The 17,651-nt window shown below is 63.3% G+C and carries 13 protein-coding genes; 9 read left to right on the forward strand and 4 right to left on the reverse strand.

Annotation, left to right across the window (positions count from 1 at the left end; genetic code table 11):
• Window positions 1-27 precede the first annotated feature (27 nt).
• From N8H74_RS18230 to N8H74_RS18245, 4 genes are all read left to right on the forward strand, one after another.
• Window positions 28-759 (forward strand): transporter substrate-binding domain-containing protein, encoded by a 732-nt coding sequence (locus N8H74_RS18230; protein WP_217830217.1) that lies wholly within the window; start codon window positions 28-30, stop codon window positions 757-759.
• Between the two features lie 137 nt (window positions 760-896).
• On the forward strand, window positions 897-1,514 hold the full coding sequence (gene ribA / locus N8H74_RS18235) for a GTP cyclohydrolase II (RefSeq protein ID WP_217830215.1): 618 nt from the start codon (window positions 897-899) through the stop codon (window positions 1,512-1,514).
• Window positions 1,511-1,930, forward strand: a complete 420-nt coding sequence (locus tag N8H74_RS18240; RefSeq protein WP_217830214.1) for an MFS transporter — start codon at window positions 1,511-1,513, stop codon at window positions 1,928-1,930. The genes ribA and N8H74_RS18240 overlap by 4 nt, the downstream gene beginning before the upstream one ends.
• A complete protein-coding gene (locus N8H74_RS18245) occupies window positions 1,930-2,730 on the forward strand; it encodes a cobalamin-binding protein (RefSeq protein WP_262149257.1) in 801 nt (266 codons plus the stop codon). The genes N8H74_RS18240 and N8H74_RS18245 overlap by 1 nt, the downstream gene beginning before the upstream one ends.
• Window positions 2,731-2,794: 64 nt before the next feature.
• On the opposite strand, the gene N8H74_RS18250 is transcribed toward N8H74_RS18245, so the two are convergent.
• From N8H74_RS18250 to N8H74_RS18265, 4 genes are all read right to left on the reverse strand, one after another.
• On the reverse strand, window positions 2,795-4,654 hold the full coding sequence (locus N8H74_RS18250; protein ID WP_262149258.1) for a TonB-dependent receptor: 1,860 nt from the start codon (window positions 4,652-4,654) through the stop codon (window positions 2,795-2,797).
• Between the two features lie 146 nt (window positions 4,655-4,800).
• A complete protein-coding gene (gene dxs / locus N8H74_RS18255; protein WP_262149259.1) occupies window positions 4,801-6,699 on the reverse strand; it encodes a 1-deoxy-D-xylulose-5-phosphate synthase in 1,899 nt (632 codons plus the stop codon).
• Between the two features lie 91 nt (window positions 6,700-6,790).
• Window positions 6,791-7,678, reverse strand: coding sequence for a (2E,6E)-farnesyl diphosphate synthase (ispA, locus tag N8H74_RS18260; protein WP_262149260.1), 888 nt, complete (start codon window positions 7,676-7,678; stop codon window positions 6,791-6,793).
• A complete protein-coding gene (locus N8H74_RS18265; RefSeq protein WP_007894317.1) occupies window positions 7,675-7,917 on the reverse strand; it encodes an exodeoxyribonuclease VII small subunit in 243 nt (80 codons plus the stop codon). The genes ispA and N8H74_RS18265 overlap by 4 nt, the downstream gene beginning before the upstream one ends.
• A gap of 364 nt (window positions 7,918-8,281) precedes the next feature.
• Between N8H74_RS18265 and N8H74_RS18270 the strand changes: the two genes are divergently transcribed.
• Genes N8H74_RS18270 through N8H74_RS18290 form a run of 5 tightly spaced genes read left to right on the forward strand, consistent with a single transcriptional unit; the run spans window position 8,282 to window position 17,651 of the window.
• Complete coding sequence (locus N8H74_RS18270; RefSeq protein ID WP_217830208.1) at window positions 8,282-9,073, forward strand: DUF2135 domain-containing protein; 792 nt, start codon at window positions 8,282-8,284, stop codon at window positions 9,071-9,073.
• A 38-nt stretch (window positions 9,074-9,111) separates the two neighbouring features.
• Window positions 9,112-10,824 (forward strand): DUF2138 domain-containing protein, encoded by a 1,713-nt coding sequence (locus tag N8H74_RS18275; protein WP_262149262.1) that lies wholly within the window; start codon window positions 9,112-9,114, stop codon window positions 10,822-10,824.
• Window positions 10,809-11,459 (forward strand): DUF1175 family protein, encoded by a 651-nt coding sequence (locus tag N8H74_RS18280; protein WP_262149264.1) that lies wholly within the window; start codon window positions 10,809-10,811, stop codon window positions 11,457-11,459. Before N8H74_RS18275 ends, N8H74_RS18280 begins: the two co-directional genes overlap by 16 nt.
• Entirely contained in the window at window positions 11,456-16,030 is a 4,575-nt protein-coding gene (locus N8H74_RS18285; RefSeq protein WP_262149266.1) for an alpha-2-macroglobulin, read from the forward strand. The genes N8H74_RS18280 and N8H74_RS18285 overlap by 4 nt, the downstream gene beginning before the upstream one ends.
• A 1-nt stretch (window position 16,031) precedes the next feature.
• Window positions 16,032-17,651, forward strand: coding sequence for a DUF2300 domain-containing protein (locus tag N8H74_RS18290; protein WP_262149268.1), 1,620 nt, complete (start codon window positions 16,032-16,034; stop codon window positions 17,649-17,651).

Here is a 17,651-nt window from a genome sequence, read left to right on the forward strand (position 1 = left end):
TAAGGGATGCATGTGGGAGAACTAGGGATGGCCCGACGCTGGTTGGCGATAGTGGTATTTACCTTGCTCGGTGCGGCGGCATGGGCACAGGATGCGCCCCCTTCGGTCATTCATCTGGCCAGCGAGGACTGGGAAGACTACACCGCCGCCGACGGTCACGGACTGGCTTGGGATGTGCTGCGCAAGGTGTTCGAGCCGGCGGGTGTGCAACTGGATATCCGCACCGTGCCATACACCCGCTCGGTGGGACTGGTGCAGTTGAAGGAAGTCGATGCGCTGGTCGGCTCCTATCGCGATGAAGCCGAGAAAGTCCTGTACCCGCAGTGGAATTTCGACTCCGACCACATCTACGCCCTGGGCCTGGCGAGCAATCCGATACCGACCCTGGCGACGCTGGGCAAGTATCGCCTGGCCTGGGTGCGCGGCTATCGCTATGAAAACTATCTGCCCAATATCAAGCGCTACAACCAGATCGAACGCCGCACCGGCATCCTGCCGATGCTCAGGCAGGGGCGTGCGGATTACTACATCGATGCGCTGACGGAAGTCGAAGCGGTGGTCCGGGATGCCGCCGATCCCGGGCAATATCGCTACTCGCATCTGGCCGAGTTGCCGCTGTTTCTCGGCTTCGCCGACACCCCGCAGGGGCGCGCATTGCTGGCGCTCTATGACCAGCGCATGGAGCTGCTGGTGAAAAGCGGCGAGCTGAAACCGATATTCGAGCGCTGGAAGCAGCCGTATCCGTTTGACGCGAAGTGATTCCAGCACTCCCGCGGCAGGGCAGTCATCAAACTTTTTGATCGTTATGGCCGATAATTCAGCCTAAGCGCCTGCGGGAACCTGCTGTTACAATGCCGGCCTGCGAATCTTCAGACTTTTAGATCAGGAGCACACCGGTGCCTGTCGTTTTTGTCGCCGCTTCCAAGCTGCCAACGCCTTTTGCGCAATTCACCATGCACGGTTTTCTCGATGAAGCCACCGGCCGCGAGCACGTCGTGCTGAGCCTGGGTGAGGTTGCCGACGGTGCCCCGGTACTCGGCCGGTTGCACTCCGAATGCCTGACCGGTGATGCCTTGTTCAGCCAGCGTTGCGACTGCGGCTCGCAACTGGAAGCCGCCCTCAAGGCGATCGCCCGTGAAGGTCGTGGTGTGTTGCTGTACTTGCGCCAGGAAGGTCGTGGCATCGGCCTGCTGAACAAGATCCGCGCCTATGAATTGCAGGACGGTGGCGCCGACACCGTGGAAGCCAACGAGCGCCTGGGCTTCGCCGCTGACCAGCGTGAATACTCCATGTGCCTGCCGATGCTCGAGCATCTGGGCGTGAAGTCCGTGCGTCTGATGACCAACAACCCGCGCAAGGTCAAAGCATTGACCGATATGGGTGTGGTGGTCGCCGAGCGCGTGCCGCTGCACACCGGGCACAATCCGCACAACAAACTCTATCTGGCGACCAAAGCCGACAAGCTCGACCACATGATGGGCAACGAGCATCAAGGCGAGGTCGATCATTCGTGACGCGTGGACAGGTTCGCCGCCGCTTGTCGGTCGCCTGGTGGAAATACCTCGCGCTGGCGCTGGTGCCGCTGTTCGTGCTCAACGGCTTGTTCGGCCAGGGAGAAGGGATTCTGCCGATGCTGGCGATGCCGTTGTTCATCGCCGGCGTGGCCTCGATGTTTGTCAGCCTGAAGTTTTTCGGCCGCTACAAACATGCACTGATCGCCACGCAAAAATCCCTCGATACCCCCGCTGAGCCCGCTGCCTGGATTGAACTGGCGGCCCGTCGTCGCACGGCGTTTCTCGCCGCGGCGCTGCCGGCGTGGATCGGTGCGCTGGCGGTGTTCGTCGGCCTCGAGGCGGTGCCGGTGATGCTGCTGGCGCTGTCCACTGCGGTGCTGTTCTACCTCTACCGTATCCCGCGTCAACTCGGCTGATGCGTCGCCTGTGGCTGGCGGTTCTGCTGCTGGCCGCAAGCGCGCCGAGCCTGGCCGCGCTGCGGGTGGTCAGCCTCGCGCCGTCCCTGTCTGAAATCGTTGTTGAGCTGGACTCCGCCGACCTGCTGGTAGGCGTGCTGGATGCCGGCGAACGTCCGGCCGCGCTCAAGGATGTGCCTTCGGTGGGCCGCTACGGTCAGCTCGATATCGAACGTCTGCTGAGCCTGAAACCCGATCTGGTGTTGCTCTGGCCCGGCAGTGTCGGGCCGGCCCAGCGCGATCAGCTCAAGCGTCTGAACATTCCCACCTACGTCGCCGAACCCCATGACTTCGACCAACTGACCACGCAGATTGAAGGTATTGCCGGACAATTGGGCCGCCCCGAGCGCGGGCTGAAACTGGCGACGGATCTGCGCCAGCGGCTGAGCGAACTGCGCCAGCGCTATCGCCGGGACACGCCGTTGCAGGTGTTCTACCAGGTCTGGGACAAGCCGCTGTACACCGTGGGGGGCGGGCAGATTATCAGCGCTGCGCTTGATGTCTGCGGCGCAAGCAATGTGTTTGCCGATCTGCAACTGCCGGCGCCGCAGGTTAGCGTCGAAGCGGTGTTACAGCGTAATCCCGAGGTGATTCTGGCGGGGGATCAGGCTCAACTCGACGCGTGGAAAGCCTGGCCACAAGTGGCGGCGGTGAAGCGCGGGCAGTTGCTGTTGGTGACCGATAAAGGTCTGGAGCGGCCGAGCGGACAGATGATTGAAGCAACGGCCAGGCTCTGCCAATTGATCGCGCCTGGGCGCTGAAACCGCGCGGCCTCTTCGCGAGCAAGTCCGCGAAGAGGCCAGTCCTGACGATGCAGATTCCCGGTCAGATTTCCGGCGTCCAGGTCACCCCGAACATAAAGGCCCGACCTTCTTCGCGATAGCCGTACTGACTCCCGTCATGGCTGTACAGCGCGCGGCTGTAATTCTTGTCCAGCACGTTGTCGACCTTCAGATCCAGTTTGATCTCACGGCTCAGCGCCCAACTGCCACGCAGTCCGAACAGGGCATAGCCGCCCAATCGCCGGGTGTTGTCGATATCGTCGTAACTGCCGCTCACGGCCTGCCAACTGGCGCCGAGGCCGAGGCGGTCGAATTGCCGATCCAGATCCCAGCTCACTGTGCGGCGGGCCCGACGGGTGAGGGTGTGGCCGCTGTCACGGTCGCGGGGATCGATGATTGCCACGCCGAGGTTGCTCTGCCAGTCGAACAGTTCCTGTTTCAGCGCCGCTTCAAAACCGTTGATTCGCGCCGAGGCAACGTTCTGCGGACGTGAGTCGCTGCCGAAGATGATCGCGTCCTGCAGATCGGTCCGGTACAGCGAAGCTTCCAGGCGGCTGCTGTCGCTGAGCTGGCTGCGCCATTGCAGTTCGTAGCTTTTCGATGTCTCCGGTTTCAGATTCGGGTTGCTGAAAAGCGGGTAATACAGGTTGTTGAAGGTCGGCGCGCGAAAGCCTTCGCTGTAGCTCAGCAACACATCGTTGTCCGGGTTCAGCGGCAGGGTGAACGTGCCGCTCCAGGTGTTCTGGCTGCCGAACTGCTGGTTGTCGTCGTGACGCAGGCCCAGTTCCGTGGAGAAACTGTCGGCCTGATAACGGTGCTGGATAAACGCGGCGCGGTTCCAGCGGCTGTCCTCGTCGAACGCGGTGCTGCTGTTGACCCGGTCTTCGTACCAGTCGCCGCCCAGGATCAGGCTGTTGCGTGCGTCCAGGGTCAAATCGTTCTGCCAGGTCACCGAGTCGCGGTAGGTGTTGAACACCGAGCGTTCGTCGCTGAGCTTGTCGAGGGTCTTTTCGCGGTTTTCGCTGTGGCCGAACTCGAGGCGGGTTTTCCAGGTTTCGTTGACCCGGGCATCGACGTAGCTGCTGAGGCTGCTGACGTCGAAATCGCTGTAGGGCTGCTGCTGGGACGGCCCGAATGGGCTGTCGAATTCGCTTTTGCCGTGGTTATCCAGCAGGTTGGCGCCGATTTCGATGTCGTCGCTCAGCGCATGGCTAAGGCTCAGGCTGACCGACCGGTTGCGGTAGGCATCGTGATCGCTGTCGCTGGGATAGGACTGGTGCGAGCGGTCGATTCCGGCGGTTTCATCGAGGCTGGCGCCGAGGTTGAAGCGGGTTTGCTCGTCGCCACCGGACAGACCGAGGCTGCGCTCCCAGGTCTGGTTGCTGCCGAAACCGATGTGCATCCGTGGCTGCAAGCCTTGTTCGCTGCCGCGCCGGGTGAAGATCTGAATCACCCCGCCAATCGCGTCGCTGCCGTAAATCACCGAGCGTGAACCGCGCAACACTTCAACCCGTTCGATCTGCTCGATGTTGAGATGTTGCAGGTTGCTGTCGCCGGAAGTCGCGTTGCCGATACGCTGGCCGTCCACCAGCACCAGGCTCTGCGCCGATTGCGTGCCGCGAATGTAGATCCCCGGCAGACTGCCACGCCCGCCGGCCTGCGCCACTTGCACGCCCGGCACGCGCTGCAGCAGGTCGGTGACACTGCGCGGTTGCAGGCGGTCGATGTCCTCGCGGGTGAATACGGTGTTGGCCGCGCTGCTGTCGTTGCGCGCCTCGACCTGGCGATTGGCGCTGATCACCACGTCCGGCAGCTTCAGGGCCTGATCGCGCTCGAAGGTGTCGGCGAGGACATTGGTGGCAGGCAGCAGGAAGAGGGGCAGGGCGTAGCGCGGGAGGTTCATCGGTGATCCGTGAGGCGAATTGAATTTTGGAGGCTGCACAAACGACTGTGGGAGCGGGATTGCTCGCGAAAGCGGTGTGTCAGTCCAGATTGTTTCGACTGACCGTCCGTCTTCGCGGGCAAGCCCGCTCCCACAGGGTTTCGTGTTTACTTGTCGAGCAGGGCCAGGCGTTCGCGGATCGAGGCTTCGATCCCGGCTTCGTCCAGTCCGCACTCGGCGAGCATCTGCGCCGGTTTGGCGTGCTCGACGTAGATGTCCGGCAGGCCCAGGTGCAGCATCGACTTGAGGATGTTCTCCCGCGCGAGGAACTCGCTGACCGCGCCACCGGCGCCGCCCATGATCGCGTTCTCTTCGAGGGTCACCAGCAGGTCGTGGCTGTCGGCGATTTCAAGCACCAGGGCTTCATCCAGCGGTTTGACGAAACGCATGTCGACTACGGTCGCATCGAGTTTCTCGGCGACTTTCAGCGCTTCGGCCAGTTGCACGCCGAACACCAGCAGGGCGACCTTGCTGCCCTGACGGCGCACCACGCCCTTGCCGATTTCGATCGGTTCAAGGTCTTTCTCGATGGCCGCGTTCGGGCCGCTGCCGCGCGGATAACGCACTGCCGCCGGGCCGTTGTACAGGTGGCCGGTGCTGAGCATCTTGCGCAGTTCGTTCTCGTCGCTCGGGGTCATGATGACCATGCCCGGGATGCAACGCAGGAACGACAGGTCGAAACTGCCGGCGTGGGTCGGGCCGTCTTCGCCCACCAGACCGGCGCGGTCGATGGCGAACAGCACGTCGAGGTTCTGCACGGCCACGTCGTGGACCAGTTGGTCGTAGCCGCGTTGCAGGAATGTCGAGTAGATCGCCACCACCGGTTTCGAGCCTTCGCAGGCCATGCCGGCGGCCAGAGTCACCGCGTGCTGTTCGGCAATCGCCACGTCGAAGTAGCGCAGCGGGAAGCGTTCGCTGAACGCCACCAGGTCCGAGCCTTCCTTCATCGCCGGGGTGATGCCCACCAGACGCGGATCGGCGGCGGCCATGTCGCACAGCCACTCACCGAACACCGCCGAGTACTTCGGCCCGCCAGCCTTCTTCGGCGCGGCGGCCGGGGCGTCCAGCGGTTCGAGCTTGGTGATCGCGTGGTAGCCGATCGGGTCGACTTCCGCCGGGGCGAAGCCTTTGCCTTTCTTGGTGACGATGTGCAGGAACTGCGGACCTTTCAGATCGCGCATGTTGCGCAGGGTGGCGATCAGGGTCGGCAGGTCGTGGCCGTCGATCGGGCCGATGTAGTTCCAGCCCAGCTCTTCGAACAGGGTGCCGGGAACCAGCATGCCCTTGGCGTATTCTTCGGTGCGGCGGGCGATTTCCCAGGCGCCGGGCAGGCGCGAAAGGACTTTCTTGCTGCCCTCGCGCATGCTCGCGTAGGTGCGGCTGGAAAGGATTTTCGCTAGATAGTTCGACAGACCGCCGACGTTGCGCGAGATCGACATGTCGTTGTCGTTGAGGATCACCAGCATGTTGGCGTCGACTTCAGGCGCGTGGTTCAGCGCCTCGAACGCCATGCCGGCGGTCAGCGCGCCGTCACCGATCACGGCGATCGCCTTGCGCTCGCTGTTTTGCAGACGGGCGGCGATTGCCATGCCCAGCGCAGCGCTGATCGAGGTACTGGAGTGACCGACGCCGAAGGTGTCGTACTCGCTCTCGGAACGGCGCGGGAAAGCGGCGATGCCGTCTTTCTGACGCAGGCTTTCCATGCGCTCGCGGCGGCCGGTGAGGATCTTGTGCGGATACGCCTGATGCCCGACGTCCCACACCAGCCGGTCGTCCGGGGTGTCGAAGACGTAATGCAACGCGATGGTCAGCTCGATGACGCCCAGGCCGGCACCGAAATGCCCACCGGTCTGGCCGACCGTGTAGAGCAATTCCAGGCGCAACTCATCGGCCAGGGTTTCCAGCTCGGCTTCGCCTAACCGGCGCAGGCCGTCCGGCGTCTTCGCGCGGTCGAGCAGGGGCGTGGTCGGGCGCTTGCGGGGAATCTCATGAAACGTCGTGGGCATCAGGCGAATCGTTATAGGTATAAAAGATGCGGCAGTTTACCTGATGCATCGCCCCCTGCCCACGCGTTGGTCTTTTTTGGCGCAATCGCCTTCAGTGGCGGCGATCGACGATATAACGGGCCAGATCGCGCAAGGGTTCGGCGGCCGCGTCAAACGGTCGCAGTGCGTGCAGGGCCTGATCGCGCAGTTCCAGGGCATAGGCCTTGGCCGCGTCGAGGCCGAGCAGGGCCGGGTAGGTGGGTTTGTCGCGGGCGATGTCGGCGCCCTGGCGTTTGCCGAGGGTTTCGGTATCGCTTTCGACGTCGAGAATGTCGTCCTGCACCTGAAACGCCAGACCGATGGCCTGTGCATAAGTTTGCAGAGACTTGAGTTCGTCCTTCTCGGCACGGCCGCTGGCCAGGGCGCCGAGTTTGACGCTGACTTCGATCAGCGCGCCGGTCTTGTGCCGGTGCATCTGTTCGAGAGCTTTCTGATCGAGTTTCAGGCCGACCGAACCGAGGTCGATCGCCTGGCCGCCGACCATGCCCGCCGGGCCGGCGGCGTGGGCCAGCGCGGTGACCATCTGCAAACGAATGTCCGCGTCGAGGTTGCTCAGGCGCGGATCGAGCAGGGCACTGAACGCCAGGCTCTGCAAGCCGTCACCGGCGAGGATCGCGCAGGCTTCGTCGAATTTCTTGTGGGTGGTGGGCTGGCCGCGACGCAGATCGTCGTCGTCCATCGCCGGCAAATCATCGTGCACCAGCGAATACGCGTGGATCAGCTCCACCGCGCACGCCGCGCCGTTGGCCTGTTCGGCCTTGCCGCCGAGGGCTTCGCACGCGGCATAGGCCAGCAGTGGACGCACCCGTTTGCCGCCGATCATCACGCTGTAGTGCATGGCCTCGTAAAGACGCGCCAGTTCCGGCAGCGGTGCTTTGAACAGAAGCTCCAGGGCGGCGTTGACCCGCGCCTGGCTGGTGGCCGAATACGCTGCAATCATTCTGGCTGATCCGCATCGAAGGGTTCTTCCGCCAGTTCGCCATCGCGCTCCAGCAACACCTGGACTTTCTGCTCGGCCTGGGCCAGCGCCGCCTGGCAGTCACGGGTCAGACCGATGCCCTGCTCGAAAGCGGTCAGCGAGTCCTCCAGCGACAATTCACCATTCTCCAGACGCTCCACCAGCGTTTGCAGGTCGGCGAGGGATTGTTCGAAATCCAGTGCAGCTTTTTTGCGGGCCATGGCGGCTAATTCCGGTTGACGTTAAACCGGCGCGACACTAGCAGATAGGGGGTTTATGGGCAAATGAGCGGGGTTCTTGCGGCCGCTGCCGCCGGACGGATAGCGGGTTTTGAAAGTGGCAGAAATTATTCGGCTCATTTTGTGAGCCGAATAATTCGGCTATTCGGCTCACGCCCAGCAAAAGTGCGTGATTCCCACCGCAGATCCAGATGTATCCGATTGTTAAAATACTGCCGAATCGCTAATCTTCGCGCCTTCTACGACCCGATAGTCACGGGTCTTTCAGACGAAACGCAGGGTTGACCGCTGTGAAGCGCCGAGGATCGGGTGCAAGGTTTCGTTCAGGCATGGCAGGAGGCGTCACATGCGTTCATTTCTTTTGCTGCTGATCGGGCTTGCCTGCGCGCCCGCGCTGCTGGCTGCGCCAAGTGCCGAGCTGTCCGAGCCGGTGGGTGGCTGGCGTTATCACGGCTTGCTCGACCGCACGGAAAATCCGCAGGTCGCCTACCCGACGCCGCCCATTGATCGCGGCATTCAACGCAATCGCACGATGATCCAGGGCCAGCTCAAGGCCATCGGTCACATGCGCCCGCCCCACAGCCTGGCGGTCAATGGCAATCCACTGAATCTGTACACCGACGACGAGGGGCGTTTCGCCCGGCCGTATGCGTTCGGCGCCGGTTCCAACAGCGTCGAAGTGATCAGCGCCGAGGGCCAGTCGCTCAAGCGCGTGCAATTCTACGAAGCCAACAATTTGCGCACCCCGGCGCGAATCCGCGTGGTGCTGGGCTGGGACGATCCTAAAGCCGAACTTGACCTGCACGTCATTACCCCTGACGGCCAGCACGCCTTTTGGGCGCGGCCGGCCATGAGCAATGGCGGCGGCCTCGACCCGGACGGTGTCGACGGCCCCGGCCCGGAAATGTTCACCATGACCGCGCCGCTGCATGGCACTTATCTGGTTTACGTCAACTATTGGGGCAACTTCGGCAACGGCGGCTATAACTTCGAGGAGACCAGCAACCAGAACGAGGTCATCACCTCGCAAATCACGCTGGTGCTCAACGAAAACACCGTCGACGAAAAACGCGAAACGTTCATCGTGCCCCTGCGGGCCATCGGTGATCTGCTGCTGGTCAAGACTTTCAACTATTAAGCATCCCGCTCCACGGATGAACTTCGGGTTTTGTGAACATGAGTGATAACGCTGCTTCTCCGGCCGTCCCGACACCTGCCGGCCCATCTCCCCGGCGCTGGCCGTTGCTGTTGGCCGGGCTGTGCCTGGTGGCTGGCGTGGCCGGTGGTCTTGGCTGGTTTATGCACAAGCCGAAGACTCCGGCGGCGGAGCTGGCCAGTGACAAGCTCGGCCTGAGCCGCCCGGACGCCCTGCTGGAAACCCGCTCCCTGAGCCAGTTGCCCAAGGACCTGCTGGCGGTACCGTTCCTCAAGGCCACGCTCACCGAAGATTTCGTTTTCTATTACGAAACCCACGCCGATCGCCTCGGCCTGATCGGCAGCCTGCGCCGGATCATCTACGAACACGACCTGAAGTTGCAGGACAGCCTGATCGAGCAACTCTTCGACCAACCGGCGGACGTCGCACTGTGGCGCGGGGCTGACGGGCGCTTGAAGGATTTTCTGCTGGTGATGGATCGCGGCGGCCTGGCCAAAGTGCTGGAGCCATTGGCGAAAGTGGCGCTGGATGATTCGCAACTGAGCCAGTTGGGCGAGCTCAAGGTCGGCGGCGACAGCGTGGCGCTGTACCAGCTCAGCTATAACGCCAGCAAATCGCTGCTGTTCGCCTCTCACGGCGACAAACTGGTGGTGCTGTCGAACCCGGCCAAGTACTACGAGCCGGACAGCGGCCCCTCTGACGAGCCGGGCCATGTCTCGCCGCAAGCGCTGGCGGCGCTGCTCGGCGGCGAAAAATTGTTCCCCGAAGCGTTCGGCCTGCCGGCCAAAAAACCGGAAATCAAACAGCGCCTGTCGGTCAACTCAAGCGTGCTGGCGATGGGTTACCAGCGTTTCATTCCGAATTTCGCCGGCGTGCGTTTCGACATGGATGACAAGGGCTGGCACAGCTTTCTCGCCATGGATGAACTGGAAGACCAGCCGGACTTCGACTTCAAACCGGTCTGGCAAGCCATGCCGCTGGGCGCCAGTGCCTGCGTGACCCTGCCGGTCGCCGCCGAACCGCAGAAACCGTTGCTGGTGAAGCTTGGCGCCGACGAAGCGGTGGCGCAGAAGCTCACCGAGCATGTGGCCGGCGCGGCGGGCCTGTGCTGGTACGCCGACTCGCGGCTGTACACGCCATTGCTGGTCGCCAGCCTGAAGGACGAGGACAGCAGCCAGCTCGATGGCGACCTCGGCACGCTGTTCGGTTCGATGGTTGGCGCCTATGAAAGCAATGTCGATGAACATGCGTTCCCGGTGGTCGAGAAACAACAAGGCCAAAGCCACCTGTGGCAGCGTCAGGTCAGTTCGAACTTCGGCCCGTACGCGGCCAAGGATGCCGAGAACCCGGACGCGATCAGTGGCCGCGCCTTCATGAAAGTCAGCCTCGCCCGGCACGGTTCGACGCTGCTGTTTTCCCTCGACGACAAACTGGTCGACAAGGCCCTCGGCACCCTCGACAAGCGCTTCCCGCCGATGGCCGACGTGCTGCCGAAGGATGTGCTGATGCCGATCTACTTCGGCCCGGACTCCATCGCCCAACTGATGCAGCAGGAAACCCTCGATAGTCTGCCGCAGGACATGGAGCCGGTGTTCTACAACGCCGCGCAAACCTACCTGATCCCGAAACTGCGCACCCTCGGCGGCTACGGCAAATACGCCCTGACCCTGCCCGAAGGCAGCGAGCCTGACGGCCACTGGCAATGGCTGCCGCTGGAATGGAAAGCGCTGTGACGACACTGATCCGCAGCCTTGGCCTGCTGGCGCTGCTGTTGAGCGCCACTGTCCGCGCGACTGAAGCGCCCGCACTGGACCCGGCACAGTCGCAGGTGTTCCGCGCCTGGTTCGTGCGCATCGCCCAGGAGCAATTGAGCCAGGGGCCGAGCCCGCGCTGGTATCAGCAGGACTGCGCGGGCCTGGTGCGTTTCGCCGCCAATGAAGCGCTGAAAGTCCATGACGACAAATGGCTGCGCAGCAATGGCCTGTCCAATCGTTACCTGCCGCCGGAGCTGTCGCTGAGCAGCGAGCAACGCAAGCTCGCCCAGCAATGGCAGCAGGGCGGCGGCAAGGTCGGGCCGTACGTCAACGCGATCAAGTTGATTCAATTCAACAGTCATCTGGTCGGCCGCGACGTGTCCCAGGCACGTCCCGGCGATCTGATGTTTTTCGATCAGGGCGACGACCAGCACCTGATGATCTGGATGGGCCGCTACATCGCCTATCACACCGGCACCACGACCCCCACTGACAACGGCATGCGTTCGGCAGGCCTGCAACAACTCATGACATGGAAGGACACCCGATGGATACCCGACGCAGCCAACCCCAACTTCATCGGCGTCTATCGACTGAACTTTCTCACCCAATGACCGGTGCCCGCATGCTGCGCATTTGCTCAAAAATTTCTTTGCTGCTGGCGCTGTTGCTGCCACTGGCGACCGTCAACGCCGAAGACTCGGTGGAGCCGAGCGGTTATACGCCGGTGTCCGGTGAGAGTTTCTTCCTGCTGGCCGACAGCAGCTTTGCCAGCGACGAACAGGCGATGGTGCGCCTCGAAGCGCCGGGCCGCGATTACCGCCGCTTCCGCATGGAGCCTTATGGCGGCGCCGACATCCGCGTGTACCGGATCGACAAGCCGCTGGACTTCCTCAAGCGCCAGAAGAACCTGCATCGGGTGGTCAGCGACGGTCAGTTCAAGGGCGAAGGCCTGTCCAACACCCTCGCGTACCTGTGGGACAACTGGTATCGCAAGTCCCGTCGGGTAATGCAGCGGGCGTTTTCCTACGAATCGCGTAAGCAAGTCACCGAAGAAGTGCCGGAGCTGAAGATGGGCAATGCCATCGCCGCGCCGACGCCTTACGACGCGCAACCGCAATTCGCGCTGATTCCGGGTCTGCCGGTGGTCAGCCAGTTCCGTTATCCGCTGTGGCAGGCCAAACCGATCCAGCCGCCGGAAGGGGTGAAACTGGCCGGGTCCTCCAGCGAGTTCGTCAGCGTCGCGCCGGGCAACGTGTATATCCCGCTGGGGCAGTTGAAACCGGGGCTGTATCTGGTTGAAGCGCTGGTCGGCAAATACCGCGCGACCACCATGGTCTTCGTTTCCAACACCGTGGCGGTGAGCAAGATTGCCGGCGATGAACTGCTGGTGTGGGCTGCGCGCAAGCACGAAGGCAGTTCGGTGCCGAAGGTCAATGTGCTGTGGACCGACGGCCTCGGTGTGATGAGCAGCGGCGCCACCGACACCGATGGTTTGCTGCGCCTGAAACACGTCAGCCCCGAGCGTTCGTTCGTGATCGGCGAGGACGAAGAGGGCGGGGTGTTCGTCTCCGAGAACTTCTACTACGACAGCGAAATCTACGACACCAAACTCTATGCCTTCACCGACCGGCCGTTGTACCGGCCGGGGGATTGGGTGTCGCTGAAAATCGTTGGCCGCGAGTTCAAGAATGCGCGGGATTCGGTCGCGCCGGGCGCGGCGGATGTCAGCGTCAGCGTGCTCGATGCCACTGGCACCGAGTTGCAGCGCCTCGATCTGAGTCTCGATTCCAAGGCGGGTACGCAGGGCCGGTTCCAGTTGCCGGACAACGCCGTGGCCGGTGGTTACGAGATCCGGTTCAACTACAAGGATCAGGCCTACAGCAGCGCCTTCCGCGTGGCCGAGTACATCAAGCCGCATTTCGAAATTTCGCTGAACCTGGCCAAGCAGGATTACCGCACCGGCGAGCCGGTGAAGGGCAGCCTGGTGCTGCTGTACCCGGACGGCAAACCGGTGGCGAACGCCAAACTGAGCCTGAGCCTGCGTGCCCAGCAGTTGTCGATGGTCGACAACGAGTTGCAATACCTCGGGCAATTCCCGATCGAGCTGACCAGCACCGAGCTGACCACCGACAGCAAAGGCAACGCGAGCCTCGACCTGCCGGCCGCCGATAAACCGAGCCGTTACATGCTCACCGTGTTTGCCAGCGATGGCGCGGCGTATCGGGTCAAGACCACCAAGGAAATCCTCATTGACCGTGGCGCCGCGAGTTTCCGCCTGAGCGCGCCGCAGCGTTTCAGTGCGGCCGGTGACAAGGTTGCGTTCAGCTACGCCAACGAGGGTGGCAGCGAGCAGGCCAAAGCGGTGACCCCGAGCAGCTACAGTTGGGTGCGCCTGGAAGACCAGAGCACCGGCGAAGGCAAACTCGCGGCGACCGACAAAGGTTTCAGCGTGGCCTTCGAGCGTCCGGGCACGTACAACCTGACACTCAAGGATCAACATGGCCGGGTGCTCGGGGCCACCGGGCATTCGGTCACTGGTGAAGGCGTCAAAGCCGTACCGGGCACCGTGGAAATCGTTCTCGACAAACCCGAGTACAAGGCCGGCGACGAAGCGCTGGCGCTGATCACTTTCCCGGAGCCGGTGAGCGATGCGCTGCTGTCGCTGGAACGTGACAAGGTCGAAGCCACCGCGCTGCTGGCCAAAGGTGCCGACTGGCTGAAACTGGAAAAGCTCAGCGACACCCAATACCGCGCACGCATTGCGGTAAAGGACAACTTCGCACCGAACCTGACCTTCTCCGTGCTCTACACCAAGGGCGGTCAGTACAGCTTCCAGAACGCCGGGATCAAGGTCGTCGCGCCGCAGATCGATGTGGCGATTAGCACCGATAAACCGGTCTATCAGCCGGGTGACACCGTCACCGTCGACCTGACCACACTGTTCGCCGGCAAAGCGGTGCCGGCGCACCTGACGGTCAGCGTGGTCGACGAAATGGTCTATGCGCTGCAACCGGAAGTCGCGCCGACCATCGACCAGTTCTTCTACCACCCGCGTCGCAACAACGTGCGCACCAGCGCCAGTCTGTCGTTCATCAGTTACGACGTCGCGCTGCCGGGCAGTCCCGGCGCGCCGGGCAAGGCCAATCGCAGCGAACGCGGGGTGAAAGTGCTGGAGCGGCCGCGTCGTGAAGACGTCGACACCGCCGCGTGGCAGCCGGAGTTGCTGACCGACGCCAACGGCAAGACCCGTTTCACCTTCAAGATGCCGGACTCGCTGACCCGCTGGCGCATCACCGCGCGGGCGATTGCCGACGACGGTCAGGTCGGGCAGAAGAAGCAGTTCGTCCGCTCGGAAAAGCCGCTGTACCTGAAGTGGAGCGGGCCGAGCAAATTCCGCCAAGGCGACCAGCCGCAGCTCGGCGTGTTCGCGTTCAACCAGGCGGAAAAACCGGTCAAGGCTGAACTGGTGACCCACTACGCCGGTGCCGAACAGCGCCTGCCGGTGACGCTCAACAGCGGCATCAATTACCTGCCGCTGCCTGCGTTTGCCCTGGCGACCGGCGAGTGGACGGCGGAACTGGTGCAGGACGGCAAGACCGCTGACGCCCTCGCCGTGCGCCTGACCGCGACCGGCGAAGGCTGGCAAGTCACCCAGACCCAGAGCCTCGATGTGGCGAGCGGCGATACGCCGTTGAGCCTGCCGGCGGACGCCACCGATATTCGCCTGCGCCTGGACGACAGCCCGCAAGCGCTGTTCCGTTCGGCCCTCGATGATCTGCTGAGCTATCCGTACGGCGGCGTCGAGCAGACCGCCAGCCGTTTGCTGCCGCTGAGCATCGCTTATCCGTCGCTGGCGTCGAGTCCGCAGACCCGTGACCGCCTGCGTTTGATCATGCAGAACAGCCGTCTGCGGCTGGTGCAAATGGCCGGACCGTCGGCGAGCTTTACCTGGTGGGGTTATGACGGTGAACCGGATGCATTCCTGACCGCCTACGCCTATTACGCCGACTGGAACGCCAGTCGGGTGCTGGAGCTGACCCTGCCACCGGAACATTGGCAGCGAGTGCTGGAGGTCTACGCCAAACAGGCGCCGAATACGCCGCTGTTGCAACGGGCGCTGATTCTGTCGTTCGCCAGGCAGATGCATCTGCCGGTCAACACCCTGCTCAGCGGTTTGATGGACGATCTGGCGAAGGCCGGTGAAGGCACTGCCGAAACCCTGATGGACGACGGCGAAGACAGTCTGGTGATGGGCGATCCGGATTCCGCGCTCGGGCTGGCGGCGGCGCGGGTGCTGACGGCTTCGTTGGCAGCGCAGTCGAAAGTCGCTTTGCCGGACGCGTTCAATCGTCAGGTGGGCGCCGCGCAACAGCGTCTGTCGGTCAGTTCGCAGCCGTTTGCCGAGGCGCTCAACCTGTCGCTGCAAGCGTTCGATCAGGCGCGTGCGACGGCGCTGCTGCAACGTCTGCTGCCACAACAATCGACCCTGGAGCGCGCGCTGGCGCTGACCTGGCTGCAACGCAGCATCGCCCAGGCCTCGCCGACCATCGCGCTGGCACCGGGCGAAGGCTGGAAGAAAAACTACGGCGCGACCGGCGAGATGTATTGGACGTGGCAGGGCACCACGCCAGTGCCGAGCGTGTTGTCGGTGTCCGGCACTCAAGAGCGTCCGCTACGCGCGGCGCTGAGTTTCCAGACGCGGCAAGCGGCCGCCGAGCCGGTGCCGGTGACCATCACCCGTCGCTTGTCGCGTCTGGTGCCGGGCGACGAAGCGTTCACCTTCAAACTGGAACCGGTCGGCAACAAGCCGTTGTCCAGCGACAGTCTGTACCTGGACGAAGTGATCCTCACCGGCAAAGCGGCGAAACCGCTGCGCTACGGCATGCTCGAAGTGCCGCTGCCGCCGGGCGCCGATGTCGAGCGCACCACTTGGGGCATCAAGTTGCAGGGCAAGGACGGCACCGAGCCGACGGCGCTGGAGAAGGCGCGCTTCGAGCCGGGGCAACTGGCCTACGCGGTGCCGGTGGACGCGCTGAGCGGTGAGTTGCGTCTGCGCCATCTGGTGCGTTTCTCGCAGAAAGGCCAGTTCAACCTGCCGCCGGTGCGGTTCACTCAGGTCTATGCGCCAGAGCATCAGGCCCAGGAAGCGAAAGCCGCCCTCGGCCAGGTCACGGTCAACTGACATGACCCGGCCACTGGTCTGGCTGCTGCTGTGTCTGATTCCTGCGCTGGCGACGGCGCAGGATGAACCGTTGCGGCTGGCCTACAAAGGCGAATTGCTGTCGCTGAGCCGCACGCAGTTGACTGCTCGCGAGCCCTTGCCCGATACGCTGCAAACGCCACTTGGCAGCCTGTGGAAGCTGTTCGTCTATGCGTGGCTGGTGGACACCGGCGCGCGGGAGCCGGCGTACGAGTGTCGCGGGCAGTCGAAAGAGGAAGTCTATTGCTGCTCGGCGGGGGGTAAGGTCGAGCGCGATCAGGCGTTGGTGAAATCCTGCGGGTTGTACTTCGAACCGGCGCGGTTGGGCATCGTGGCGGCTGATTGGCGAACCTATTGGCAGGCACGGCAAGCGCCGTCGTGGCTGCTGGATTTGCCTGCGGTGCAACCGGCTACGCGTGTTTCCGTAGCAGATTTGCTGAAGGTGTTGTCTGTGTTGCCGGCTCAGGATCAGATGCGCCGGGTACTACTTGATGTGGTGCTGAACGCGGCGGACGGCAATGTCGTCGGTGAACTGGGCGGACGTCTGCGGGTGAAAACCTGGAGCTGGCTCGGTGATCAGGATCCGCAATCACGGCAGGGCGGATTCGCCGGCTGGACGGTTGATGGCGCGCCCGTATGGGCCGGCGGGCGTGGCACCAGTCAGATCGTTCTGCGTCAGTACGGGCAGGCGCTGGCGACGGTGTTGCCGGCAGCCTGGCCGGCGGAGGCGGGGCGTTGCGTTGAGGTCGGACTGTTTTCGCGCTACCCGGTTACGCGGGTTCTGGCGGCTGATCGCGCGGCGATTTCCGGCCCGTTGCGGGGCGACTATCGCGTCGAGTTTGCCAACGGCAATGCGCTGGATATCCACAGCGACGGCGAACTGTTCCTGCTCAACGACAAACTGGTCGCACGTCTTGATCGCGAGGAATACGTTGCCCGCGTCCTCGAGCGCGAAGCCAAACCCGAACCTGCCGAAGCCGCCAAAGCCTTGGCCGTGGCGATCCGCACCTACCTGCTGCAAAACGCCACGCGCTATGGCGAGTGCCTGAGCATCGATGACAGCAGCAACCGCCAGCGTGTCGCGCCGCGTCCGGCCTCGGCCGAATCCCGCAGCATTGCAGCGTGGACGGCGGATCTGGTGCTGGCCGGCAGCACTGTCACTTATCACTCCGACCAACCCGGCCCGGACAAGCTCGCCTGGCAACAAGCGGTCGAGCAAGCCAATGCCGGCCAGCGTTATGACGCGATTCTGCTGCACGCTTACCCGCGCGCCAGCCTCAGCCGCTGGGACAACCCGGTGGCGTCCTGCGAAGCGCTGCCCGTCGCCCAGGACTGGCTGCAAAAACAGCGACGCGGCTGGCGTCCGAGGCTCGAGAGCGAAACCGGCTACAACGAAGTCGGCACGTTCGCGGTGTGCAAACTTGCCTTCGGCCGCCCCTTCGTCGACCGCGAACGACAGCGCATCTACGTCCGCGGCGTGCTGACGCTGCAGGATCGTCTCGACCTGACTCACGAATACCTGCACCTGGCCTTTGAGGCACACCCCAATGGCCAGGATGAAACCTACATCGAAGGGCTCGCCCGTCATCTCTTGCTGGAATAG

Source organism: Pseudomonas sp. B2M1-30, from assembly GCF_025447575.1.
GTDB classification, from domain to species: Bacteria; Pseudomonadota; Gammaproteobacteria; order Pseudomonadales; family Pseudomonadaceae; genus Aquipseudomonas; species Aquipseudomonas botevensis.

What these genes read in the sequence shown, in the direction of transcription:
- ispA (WP_262149260.1), bottom strand. Translation starts at nt 7,678, where the DNA reads ATGATTGCAGCGTATTCGGCCACCAGCCAGGCGCGGGTCAACGCCGCC.
- N8H74_RS18280 (WP_262149264.1), top strand. Translation starts at nt 10,809, where the DNA reads ATGGAAAGCGCTGTGACGACACTGATCCGCAGCCTTGGCCTGCTGGCG.
- N8H74_RS18270 (WP_217830208.1), top strand. Translation starts at nt 8,282, where the DNA reads ATGCGTTCATTTCTTTTGCTGCTGATCGGGCTTGCCTGCGCGCCCGCG.
- N8H74_RS18230 (WP_217830217.1), top strand. Translation starts at nt 28, where the DNA reads ATGGCCCGACGCTGGTTGGCGATAGTGGTATTTACCTTGCTCGGTGCG.
- N8H74_RS18275 (WP_262149262.1), top strand. Translation starts at nt 9,112, where the DNA reads ATGAGTGATAACGCTGCTTCTCCGGCCGTCCCGACACCTGCCGGCCCA.
- N8H74_RS18245 (WP_262149257.1), top strand. Translation starts at nt 1,930, where the DNA reads ATGCGTCGCCTGTGGCTGGCGGTTCTGCTGCTGGCCGCAAGCGCGCCG.
- N8H74_RS18265 (WP_007894317.1), bottom strand. Translation starts at nt 7,917, where the DNA reads ATGGCCCGCAAAAAAGCTGCACTGGATTTCGAACAATCCCTCGCCGAC.
- N8H74_RS18290 (WP_262149268.1), top strand. Translation starts at nt 16,032, where the DNA reads ATGACCCGGCCACTGGTCTGGCTGCTGCTGTGTCTGATTCCTGCGCTG.
- dxs (WP_262149259.1), bottom strand. Translation starts at nt 6,699, where the DNA reads ATGCCCACGACGTTTCATGAGATTCCCCGCAAGCGCCCGACCACGCCC.
- N8H74_RS18285 (WP_262149266.1), top strand. Translation starts at nt 11,456, where the DNA reads ATGACCGGTGCCCGCATGCTGCGCATTTGCTCAAAAATTTCTTTGCTG.
- N8H74_RS18250 (WP_262149258.1), bottom strand. Translation starts at nt 4,654, where the DNA reads ATGAACCTCCCGCGCTACGCCCTGCCCCTCTTCCTGCTGCCTGCCACC.